Origin of the sequence: Microcystis sp. LE19-195.1E (genome assembly GCF_027532095.1) — a bacterium.
GTDB lineage: Bacteria > Cyanobacteriota > Cyanobacteriia > Cyanobacteriales > Microcystaceae > Microcystis > Microcystis aeruginosa.
Genome location: NZ_JAPZSZ010000121.1, coordinates 16406 through 27507, shown reverse-complemented (window position 1 = coordinate 27507; position 11102 = coordinate 16406). Strand labels below are relative to the sequence as shown.

Annotated in this window: 11 protein-coding genes; 9 read left to right on the top strand and 2 right to left on the bottom strand. The window is 44.2% G+C overall.

The annotated features are described in order from the left end of the window. Positions 1–198 precede the first annotated feature (198 nt). Both O9300_RS07375 and O9300_RS07370 read left to right on the top strand, forming a co-directional pair. A complete protein-coding gene (locus O9300_RS07375; protein ID WP_287970990.1) occupies positions 199–960 on the top strand; it encodes a class I SAM-dependent methyltransferase in 762 nt (253 codons plus the stop codon). Continuing rightward, positions 957–1874 (top strand): TauD/TfdA family dioxygenase, encoded by a 918-nt coding sequence (locus O9300_RS07370; RefSeq protein ID WP_287970988.1) that lies wholly within the window; start codon positions 957–959, stop codon positions 1872–1874. The genes O9300_RS07375 and O9300_RS07370 overlap by 4 nt, the downstream gene beginning before the upstream one ends. Positions 1875–1968: 94 nt before the next feature. On the opposite strand, the gene O9300_RS07365 is transcribed toward O9300_RS07370, so the two are convergent. After that, a complete protein-coding gene (locus tag O9300_RS07365) occupies positions 1969–3483 on the bottom strand; it encodes a SagB/ThcOx family dehydrogenase (protein ID WP_287970986.1) in 1515 nt (504 codons plus the stop codon). A gap of 102 nt (positions 3484–3585) precedes the next feature. On the opposite strand from O9300_RS07365, the gene O9300_RS07360 reads away from it, so the two are divergent. Then, complete coding sequence (locus O9300_RS07360; protein WP_287970985.1) at positions 3586–4380, top strand: Uma2 family endonuclease; 795 nt, start codon at positions 3586–3588, stop codon at positions 4378–4380. Between the two features lie 702 nt (positions 4381–5082). Here O9300_RS07360 and O9300_RS07355 read toward each other — a convergent pair. Next, complete coding sequence (locus O9300_RS07355) at positions 5083–5250, bottom strand: hypothetical protein (RefSeq protein WP_287970983.1); 168 nt, start codon at positions 5248–5250, stop codon at positions 5083–5085. A 99-nt stretch (positions 5251–5349) separates the two neighbouring features. Here O9300_RS07355 and O9300_RS07350 point away from each other — a divergent pair, with 99 nt between their 5' ends. The 6 genes from O9300_RS07350 to O9300_RS07325 all read left to right on the top strand — a co-directional run bounded on the left by O9300_RS07350 (position 5350) and on the right by O9300_RS07325 (position 11013). Further along, on the top strand, positions 5350–6633 hold the full coding sequence (locus tag O9300_RS07350; RefSeq protein ID WP_287733142.1) for a flotillin family protein: 1284 nt from the start codon (positions 5350–5352) through the stop codon (positions 6631–6633). Between the two features lie 332 nt (positions 6634–6965). Beyond that, positions 6966–7343: a phosphomannose isomerase type II C-terminal cupin domain gene (locus O9300_RS07345; RefSeq protein WP_287970981.1), complete on the top strand. Its 378-nt coding sequence runs from the start codon at positions 6966–6968 to the stop codon at positions 7341–7343. Positions 7344–7391: 48 nt separating this feature from the next. Then, entirely contained in the window at positions 7392–7943 is a 552-nt protein-coding gene (gene cobU / locus O9300_RS07340) for a bifunctional adenosylcobinamide kinase/adenosylcobinamide-phosphate guanylyltransferase (protein ID WP_125730507.1), read from the top strand. 5 nt (positions 7944–7948) lie between these two features. Then, a complete protein-coding gene (locus O9300_RS07335; RefSeq protein WP_287970978.1) occupies positions 7949–8743 on the top strand; it encodes a class I SAM-dependent methyltransferase in 795 nt (264 codons plus the stop codon). A 9-nt stretch (positions 8744–8752) separates the two neighbouring features. Then, a complete protein-coding gene (gene leuD / locus O9300_RS07330) occupies positions 8753–9343 on the top strand; it encodes a 3-isopropylmalate dehydratase small subunit (protein ID WP_002796901.1) in 591 nt (196 codons plus the stop codon). 617 nt (positions 9344–9960) lie between these two features. Continuing rightward, complete coding sequence (locus O9300_RS07325; RefSeq protein ID WP_287970975.1) at positions 9961–11013, top strand: linear amide C-N hydrolase; 1053 nt, start codon at positions 9961–9963, stop codon at positions 11011–11013. Positions 11014–11102: the final 89 nt, after the last annotated feature.

The following is an 11102-nucleotide window of genomic DNA, read 5'->3' as shown; positions in this document are numbered from 1 at the left end:
CAGCACTTTTTCTCGGTCAATGATTAGGATAAGTTATAACTTAAAAATTAATCAACAACTAAAGCTTATGCTTGTAGCTAAGTGAAATCATTGATTAAGAGACCTGTACTTTTCAATGACTTTTTCAGCAAGCCCTAATTACTTGCACAGTGCTAGACTAAAACAAAATTAGTGCAAATTTTATCACGTTAGATAGGTATGAAAGCAACACAAGAAACCAAAAAACTTTACGACGAAAGCGCAGGAGACTGGAAACGAGTAGAACCGATTTTGCTTTCTGATTACTCCGCGCGTCCGTTTGTCATTGATTTATGTGAACCGATTGTCAACAAGAATATATTAGATCTAGGCTGTGGGGAAGGTTATGTAGGAAGAGAGTTAATTAACCGAGGCGCTCAATATGTTCATGGGATTGATATTTCATCGCAAATGATCGAGCAGGCCTTGATTCAAAAAAACGAGTATCAGATTACTAATGCTTCTTATGAAACTGGTGATATTCGTGATTTTGCGGTAACTGAGTCCGAACAATACGATTTAGCTCTGGCTATGTTTCTGTTCAACTACTTAAATGTTTCAGAAACTATTAGCACGATGCAGAAAGCCTACCAACTTTTGAAATTCTGTGGATATTTCCTGTTCGCCGTCCCCCATCCCTCTTTACCTTTTCTGAAAAAAGATAAGTTTCCCTTTTATTTTAAACCGAAAGCTGGCTATTTTTCCGGACGCAATCAATTATTCCCCGGTGAGATTTGGCGCAGAGATAGAAAAGCCGTCGCCGTGCAATGTGTTCATAAAACTATGGAAGATTACTTCACATCTCTTCGTTTAGCAGCCTTCACAAAAATGCCAGAAGTTTATGAACTAAAAATTAATCAGGAACATTTAGAACTAGACCCAGAATTTTTTACTCCGCTCATTGACCTTCCCCTTCACGTTGCTTTCAAAATTCAAAAATGATTATACCGATTTCTGATCCTAATATTTCATTACTGACTTGGAAAAAATTGCCTGATCCTTCTCAACTATTTTTTCATTTACCAGAATCATTAGTCTCATATTTACTAAAAAGAAGCAATCACAAATGGCTTGAAAAACCCAACGAAATAGGACAGGAAACAGTCAATAAAAATCTTGATTTTTTCCTACCATTTCTTGAGAAATTGCTCCAGGAACCAGGAATAATTATTTTCCGATTAGAACCGGAATTAACAGAAACGGAAATGCGGTTAATTTATGCTTTTATTTCTCGTATTTTTGGACTGCTAAACCACCGCTATGGCTATTTTTTTGATGTAATCGATCGAGGAATGGATTACACTAAAGAAGCTATACCCGTTTCGATGACGAATGCAGAAACTGGCTATCATACCGATAGTACAGCCAAAAACTACTTCCCTGATATTGTTGGCTTACTGTGTCTTGCTGCCGCGGATGAGGGAGGAGATTCCCTGGTAGTAAACGCCGCCAATTTGTATCAATATTTCTGGCAAAACCATACAGACCTAGTTCCCTATCTTTACGAACCTTTGGCGCGCGATGTTATTACACCTGGAGAGATTAATTCTCAAGAAGCTATTCAAAAGAATAATTTCCCCTTATTCTCAGCCGATTCTCAGGGTCTGGTTTTTCGTTATATGCGGTACTGGATTGAAGTCGCTTACTCCAAACTGGAAATAGCGCAACCGGAAGCTATCACAAAAACACTCGACATCATCGACGACTTTTTTTCAAAACCAGAAAATACAGTCCGCTTCAAAATGAAAAAAGGTGATGTATTTTACGTTAATAATCGCTTTTTATGCCACAATAGAACCGCTTTTAAAAATTCAGGAAAACCCCGACAGATGGTCCGTAGTTGGATTAACCTTTAAACAAAATACGTCCAAGGGAGAAAGTGAACTGGTCAAGGTACAGAGTACAATGACCTCAACTTCCTTGTCACTCCTTCAGGGGTTCAAACTCACCCTAAAAAACCTTCGGTCGGCCTAAAGTAGTGATATAGATAACTGCTTCATCGGAGGGAATTCCTAACACTTCATTAACTTGATCATCGAAAAAACCACCGATACCACTAACCCCTAACCCCAGATGAATAGCCGCTAAATTTAATCTCTGTCCCAAATGACCCGCATCTGCATGAAGATAACGATAGACTCGATCGCCATATTTAGCCACTGCTTTTGACAGATCCGCCGTATGAAAAACCACAGCGGCCGCATCTCGTCCCAAATCCTGACCTAAACAGAGATAATGTAACTCTTGCCGGAAATTTTTAAAGCGAATTTGCCGCAATTCTTGGGCTTTGGGAGCATAATAATAACAGCCTTCCTCTAATCCGGTTACTGCCGAAACAGCGATAAAAGTTTCCAATAAATCCAGAGCAAAATAATCGGGATTGGGATCGAGATTTTGGCCGGCATAATCTTGGGGTTGATAGGTGAAATGCAGCAGCGCTCGCAATTCGTCTAAACTGAGACTAGCACCACTATAAGCGCGGGTAGATCTGCGTTTAAGAATCGTACTTTCCAGATCGATTAAATCTTCCCCCCAATTGACGGGACGGGATGTCACGGAAACTTTTAGACAAAAAGGAAAATTATATTTATCTTCCCAATTAGAGGGGGTAACAGTTGCTTCTATCTTCTCATCTGTAGCTATGATAGTGGCTCGGTGTAGGGAGTTTAATAATTCTCCCTCGGGAATTTCGGGATAAAGAGTCGTGGTTGCCGAAGGGAGTGCCGTGGTACTAGGGGGGAGATTTTGCCGGATATTGAGCAGATCTGCCAAAGGAATCACCGTCATGACACTTTCTTTCTCGGAATCGAGATAAAGCAATTCATTCATCTGGATATCGTTAAAACCACCGATTAAATGGGCGCGATAGTCATTAATCGAGGCTGATAGCTCAATATTGCCCAATAAATGCCCTGTATCGAGGAAAATACGCCGATAAGCTCGATCTTCGTAGCGCCAAGCGGACCGATAAAAAATGGCACTGGTAACTACAGCGATATCGGTATTTTCTAAAACAGGATTCCAGAAACAAGCAGATTGTAGGTTGGTCCAGACATCACTTTCCCAGAATAAAAGCAGCGAGTGACTTTGACCTTGGTAACTGTAGAGACCGGCGGGTAAAAATTCCGTGCCACGGGAGATCAGATAGACCTCGGCGGGGTATAATCCACCAGCAGAGGGTGCGGAACGTAGGTACAAGGGACTCCCCATAGTGGCGATTTTGGCAGTTAACCCATAGCTACAGCCCAAAATTCGCGATATACGTCGCCAAAAGTCTCCTTTTTGGGGAACCATTTGACGGGAGAGGTAGGGTTTGAGATCGAACGTCTGACCGATTTTGTATTCTTTGAAGGGATGGGGTTGTTGACTCCAATCAAGACCTTTACTTTTTGAGGCGATCGTCTGGGGGTCGTATTTGGTACGCTCGTGGTAGTATTGGGCGATCGAGATTGGCTGATCTGGCATGATAAAGATAGGCTGTCTAAGCTTTACTTTTTAGTTTGACATACTCCCACCGCTATTTAGAAAACGGGTTTCTTTCAGAAACCCGTTTTCTAAAATAAAATTATGACTACACCTAGCTTCACCATTCCCCAATCTGACCCTCCCCTTTCCCCCCGGCAATCCTTGCCGACGATGTACGATTTACCTAGTGACAATCCACTTGAACCCGGTTTGCCTGACGAATTTCACCTATTACAACCTCAGTTATTACTACTGACTTTCCAGCCTCCCAACTGGGAACCAGATCTAGTTTTTAGCGCTGCTGACCTCAACCTTTACTACAATGTCAGACACCCTCAATGGTACAAGCGTCCCGATTGGTTTGGGGTGGTCGGTGTTCCTCGTCTCTACGATGGCCATGACCTGCGCTTAAGCTATGTGATTTGGCAGGAAGGGGTTTCTCCGACGATTGTGGTGGAATTATTGTCTCCAGGTACGGAAAATCAAGATTTAGGCGAAGAACTACGCCAACCAGGGGAACCGCCAACTAAGTGGACAGTTTATGAACAGATTCTGCGGATTCCCTACTATGTGGTTTTCAGTCGCTATACTAACCAACTTCAAGCGTTTGAACTGGTAGGCGGTCGTTACCAACCCGTAGCTTTAGTGGAGGGACGCTTACCGATTCCTCAACTGGAATTGAGCTTGGGTTTGTGGCAAGGTTCCTATCGGGGGATTGAGCGGCTATGGTTGCGCTGGTTGACGCTGGAAGGAGAGTTAATTCCCCTGGCCGATGAGGAGTTAATTGCGGCGAAACAAGAGGCTTCTGCGGCTAAACAAGAGGCTTCTGCGGCTAAACAACGAGCAGAACAACTAGCGGCACGATTGCGGGAATTAGGGATAGATACTGAAAGCTGAAGGCTCGAAAACCCCTCAAAAAAGAGAGAGGAAACCCGCGCCTTCTCTGGAGGTGGGACATTATTTTCTCGCTTTGCGGACAGTAAGTAGTCGTGCAAAATTAATTTCCTAGTCGAGACGGGAGACTCCGAGACTCCGAGACTCCGAGACTCCGAGACTCCGAGACTCCGAGACTCCGAGACTCCGAGACTCCGAGACGGGATACAGCTATTAGGGATCGGATTTGAGTTTTCAGTTCTCTGTTTGCTCACATCAGCAGAAGTCTGACGGAGTAGTGGCTTAGATGTGTAATTAATTGTGCTTAGATACTTACCCCCTAGTAGCATTAAACCCCCTAGTGTGATACAACCAAGAACACTCGTAGGTTCGGGGATACCCACAGCAGAAGAAGCGACGGTCAACAAATGCCGAGAGATTTTTTGAGATTATTCATACATTGAATAATTTGCTCTACGAATAAAGTTAAGTAGTCGTGCAAAATTAATTTCCTAGTGAAGATAGGCAAGAGGCAAGAGGCAAGAGGCAAGAGGTGGTTAGATATGTGTAATTAATTTTGCTTAGGTACTTATGTGTAGATTTTAGAAGCAATTTGATTGAAGTCAACATAAAACTAGAGGATTTTACTCTATCATTAACTTATTTTAATTTTCGATGTACCTAGGATTTGCTGAATAAATCTAACAACCTTGTTGGATAAGGTTTTTAGACTTTTTTGACCTCAAAAAGTGCCGACCATTGGAGTGATTGGGGGGAAAATTCCGGGACTTTTTCCCTGAAAATTAGGTAATTGACCACCTGAAAATCGGTAAAACCCCACACCCCACACCCCACACCCCACACCCTACCCCCACGAAAAATTTTTTGCCGCAAACCCTACCTACACCCTACTAGACTACTGGTCTGTCAAAGTTGGAAATTGATGGATACAATTTAGTTAATTTGATCCGAGCATCGACCGTAATAAAATCTATGGAAATTATCGCTGTTTTACTGGGAGTTTTCGGTTTAGGGACGGGTGCGGGTTTATTGGTCATCCGTAACTATTACCACATCTGTCAACCGAGCGAAGTCTTAATTTTTGCCGGCAGTCGTCGTCCCACGGCCACGGGCAAAACCATCGGTTATCGTTTGGTAAAAGGGGGCAGCAGTATTCGTTTACCTATGCTAGAACAAGTGTATCGAATGGACTTGACCAACATGATCATCGATCTCAGGGTGGTTAATGCCTATTCTAAGGGCGGTGTGCCTTTGATCGTCACCGGGGTGGCGAATATTAAAATTGCCGGGGAGGAACCGATTATTCATAATGCGATCGAGCGTTTATTGGGCAAGAAACGCAAGGAAATTGAACAATTGGCTAAAGAAACCCTAGAGGGGAATTTGCGCGGTGTCTTGGCCAATTTAACCCCAGAACAAGCGAACTCCGATCAGATCGCTTTTGCCAAAAGTCTCTTGGAAGAAGCGGAACAGGATCTGGAAAAATTGGGTTTAGTTTTGGATAGTTTGCAGATACAGAATATCTCCGATGAGGTGCGTTATCTCGATTCGATCGGACGGAAGCAAAAAGCCGAATTACAGAGAGATGCCCGGATAGCAGAAGCAAAAGCCCGAAAAATATCGATTATCAAGGATTCCGAGAATCTACGCCTAACCGCTTTGCGTCGTATCCAAAAAGATTTAGAGATAGCCAAAGCTGACGCAGAAAAACGGGTGCGCGACACTCAAACTAAGCGCGGCGCCATGATTGCCGAGGTAGAATCGGTGGTTATGTCGGATTTAGCTAAAGTACAGGCCGAAGTGGCGGTACAAAACGCCCGAATTAAGCAGGTGAAACAGCAATTACAAGCAGATGTGATCGCCCCTGCGGCCGCGGAATGTCAACAAGCGATCGCAAAAGCCCGGGGGGAAGCGGCCAAAATTATCGAACAGGGGAAAGCGCAAGCGGAAGGAACCAAAAAACTGGCGGCATCTTGGCAAGGAGCGGGAAATAACGCTAAAAACATCTTTTTATACCAAAAATTGGAGTTATTGCTGAAATTAATGGTCGCTAGTGTCCCAGAAGTGCAGGTGCAAACGGTGACGGTAGTGGACGGAGGTGATGGTAATCTTGTCCCGAAAATGACTGCCTTTGCCGAACAATTGCGTCAAGCTACCGGGGTGGATCTGGTACAAATGGCTAATCGCCTAGCACAAACCGAGCCATCTGTCAAGGGAAAAGACACAAATTTTGATTTTAAACAATTGCCCTCTTGAATCAGTGATCAGGAGTCAGGAGTCAGGAGACAGGAGATAGGAGATAGGAGATAGGAGACAGGAGACAGGAGACAGGAGACAGGAGACAGGAGACAGGAGACAGGAGACAGGAGATTATTTTTATTTATTCTCCCCACACCCCACACCCCACACCCCACACCCCACACCCCACACCCCACACACCATCACCCCATCACCCCATCACCCCATCACCCCATCACCCCACACCCCACACCCCACACCCCACACCCCACACCCCACACACCTTTAGCTAATAGCTGCAAACCAGAGACTGTCCACTAGAATGTTAATCAAGTTTGGAGACCACCGCCATGGATGACTTAATTAATGCTCCCTCCCCTTCTCCCCAAGACATAGAAATGACGCGGACTCCCCCCTGGGGAACGGTGACGGTATTGGAGGAAGGTCCGCGGTATCGCATCAATCGCATTGTCATTAAACCCGGCCATCAGATGAGTACCCAAATGCACTACCATCGCAGTGAACACTGGATTGTCGTCTCCGGTACAGCGCGGGTAATTTGTGATGAAAAAGAAACTCTCCTCAAACAAAAAGAATCCACATACGTTCCCATGAATACCCGTCATCGGGTGGAAAACCCCGGTTCTATTCCTCTGGTGATGATCGAGGTGCAAAATGGCGAATATTTAGGAGATGATGATATTCACCGTTTTGATGATCGAGAATAGGACAGTTTTCTCCCGTATATACTGTAGTTATTTGCCAAAATCTCGATCGTGGATGAAAAAATTATCCTAGTTACAGGGGCTGCCCGTTCTGGGAAAAGTGAATGGGCCGAATATTTAGCCAAAATCAGCCAAAAACCCGTTATTTATATCGCCACCTCCTCGGTGGATGAAAAAGATCAAGAATGGTGCGATCGCATTGAAAGACACCGGCAGCGACGTTCCCCCCAATGGCAAACCCAAGAAATTCCCCGACAATTAAGCGAAACTATTGATAATAGCCCATTTTCTCACTGTTTATTGATCGATTCCCTCGGTACTTGGGTAGCCAATTGTTTAGAAATGTCGGCAGCTGAATGGTTAGAAATTAGCGATCGATTCTTGTATTCCCTCAAAAACGCGGCGGTTGATGTTATTCTGGTAGCGGAAGAAACCGGTTGGGGTGTGGTTCCCGCTTATCCCCTCGGTCGTCTGTTTCGCGATCGTTTAGGCGATCTCTGTCGTAGAATTGGCACAATAGCAGACGCGGTTTATCTAGTTACCGGCGGCCATGCTCTTAATTTAAGTCAATTGGGTCAGTCTTTGTCGATAATTGGGCAATAGAGAAGATGAGCAACGATTATCAGCGTCAAGTGATTGATTTTTATGCCCTTCGTCACGATTACGATAACGATTTTACGCAAGCTCGCGCCCTTAAATTAGTAAATTATCTCTATTTACAAAAAAGCCAATCTGTGCTAGACGTGGCAACGGGAACGGGATTTATAGCGGTCGCAATTGCCCCAAAAGTGAAAAGTGTCATCGGGGTTGATTTCACGCCGGAAATGATTGCCAGAGCCGAAAAAAAGCTAGAAGCATTAAATATCGAGAATATTGACCTAATTAACGCCGATATAGCTGCCATTGACTTTGCCGAGTCTAGTTTCGATCTGATTACCTGTTCTCTGGCGATCGCACTTTTCCCCGATATCCCGCAAGTGCTGGCAAAATGGTATCAATGGTTAAAAAAAGGCGGTTCGGTCGCTTTTTCCTGTAATAATTTAGAATCCCACTTCCTACCCTTGATCAGTGGTGTTTGTCGCGAAACCTATGGTTTTGAGTTGCCTAATCTGCACACTCCCATCGCCACCCCAGAAAAATGCCATCAATTGCTGGAAAATGCGGGATTTACCAATATATCGGTCAATGTCGAGCAATTAGGTCGATATTTGCCCCTAGAAACTGCCAAAAACTTCTGGTATGGGCAGTATTTTCATCCTCAGGATAACCCTTTCGACCGCCTATCGGCTGGCGAAATTGCGACTCTAGTGAACAATTATCGCCGAGAAATCGAGAAAAATGCCACCGATCAGGGGGTATGGCAAGATGCAACCACCTTTTTTATCACTGCTAGTAAAAGTTAGAAAAAGATCATGAGTCAAGTTAAAACCATCTCCGGACGAGCTTTACCCTTGCGAGGCAACGATATTGACACCGATCGCATTATTCCGGCTCGTTTTTTGCGTTGTATCACCTTTGAAGGTTTAGGAGAACAGGTGTTCGCCGATGATCGAGCCGCTTTACAGGGGAGTCATCCTTTCGATCTACCCCAGTACCAAGGGGCGAAAATTCTGGTAGTTAATGGTAATTTTGGTTGTGGCTCTTCTCGGGAACACGCACCGCAAGCGATTTTACGTTGGGGAATTCAAGCAATTATCGGGGAAAGTTTCGCCGAAATATTTTTTGGCAATTGTATCGCTAATGGGGTTCCCTGTGTCACTGCTGAGGCAAAAACCATCGCCCATTTACAGGATTTAATTGCAGCTAATCCCGAAATTCCCGTCGATCTTTCCTTGACAACTATGACGGTGGAATGGGGGGATTTTGTCGCTACCGTCTCTATGAATGAAGGTTCCCGACAGATGTTAATAGAAGGGGGTTGGGATACCTGCGGACAGCTTTTACAAAATCTCGATCTGATTCAATCTACCGCGCAAAAGTTACCCTATTTAAGTTTCGTTTAGAGAAACAATCTAGGGTGAGGGTGCGTTAGCAATAGATTAACGTACCCTGGCAGGGATTTTGGATTTTGGGAGCATCTCACCTTTGTAACCCCTAAATCAGGTTTTTATGTCAAGCTATTTTGAAAGCCTTGCTAGAAATCAGTTTTGTGGATAAGTATAATTACTCACTTCCGTAAATGAGATGCTCCCGGGATTTTGTTGGAAATGCCGCGGCTGTAAATATTAAAAAAATACAGCAAGTTTAGCAATTAACGGGAAAAATATTTTTTACTTAAGAGTTGAGAGTTGAGAGTTGAGAGTTGAGGGAGCATCTCACCTTTGTAACCCCTAAATCAGGTTTTTATGTCAAGCTATTTTGAAAGCCTTGCTAGAAACCAGTTTTAGGGATAAGTATAATTACTCACTTGCATAAATGAGATGCTCCCAGAGTTGAACAAAAAAGAGATTTGATAGCAATAAGGGCTTGAGATTGGAATAATTCTAAACTCAACAATCTAGGAATAGTAGGATTTTAGTTAAAAACTGAAAACTTACCGCTATAGAAAATCACTCTGGGGTTATCGTCTAAGAAAAAATTTGGCGATCGCTCAACTCTAGGATACTATAGGAGTCTCCCAATGAAGAAAACGATTGTTACTATTGCTTTAGCGATGTTGCTTTTAGGCAGTGTTTGCTTACCTCCGGCCTTGGCCTGTACTCGGATTCTCTGGAATAATAATAAACTGGCGGTGGTAGTTGGTCGCACAATGGACTGGCCCGAATCTACCGAACCCATCTTAACAGTGTTGCCCCGGGGAATGAACCGGGATGGCGGACTGATCGGTTCTGAGGTGGCAGTTAAGGAAAATCCCGCCCGTTGGACATCAGAATATGGTAGCGTCATCACTACGGTTTACGGGCTCGGGACTGCCGACGGAGTGAATGAAAAGGGCTTAGGAGTTCATCTGCTCTACCTAAATGCTACGGATTTTGGACTCCGGGATACCAGTAAAGCGGGTGTGCAAGCGGGACTCTGGGGACAGTACATTTTAGATAATGCCGCTACTGTCGAAGAAGCTTTGAAATTGATGGAAAATATTCAACCGGTGATGGTGGAGCACAAGAATATACGAGCTACGCTGCATTTGGCGATCGAGGATGCCAGTGCCAGTCGTGACTCAGCAATTCTCGAATATGTCAATGGTAAACTGGTAGTTCACCACTGCGGCCAGTACCGGGTGATGACTAATGATCCCACCTATGATGAACAGTTAGCCCTCCTGAACAAGTGGGATTTCTCCGCACCCAGCAGCGAAACTAAATTACCGGGCAATGTTTCCCCCACTGATCGTTTTGTGCGCGCCACCTATTTTCAACAAATGTTACCAGAACCAAAAAATCAAAGGGAAGCGATCGCAGGAATTATGGCGATCTCGCGTAATGTTTCAGTCCCCTTCGGCGCACCCTACAAGGGTTCCGGGATTTACAATACCGAATACCGCACGGCGATGGATCTGACTAATAAGCTTTATTTCTTGGAATTAAGCACCAGTCCTAATGTTATTTGGGTCGATCTATCGAAGTTGAATTTCAACGCAGGTGCACCAGTAATGACTCTTAATCCCGATAATATTTCCCTATCAGGAGATGTTTCTGGCAAGTTTACTCAAGTGGCAAAAGCACCATTTTAGGGAACAGTTATCAGTTATCAGTTATCAGATGTAAGTTTTCAGTTCACTGATTACTGTTTACTGTTTACTGATCACTGAAAAACCCCATC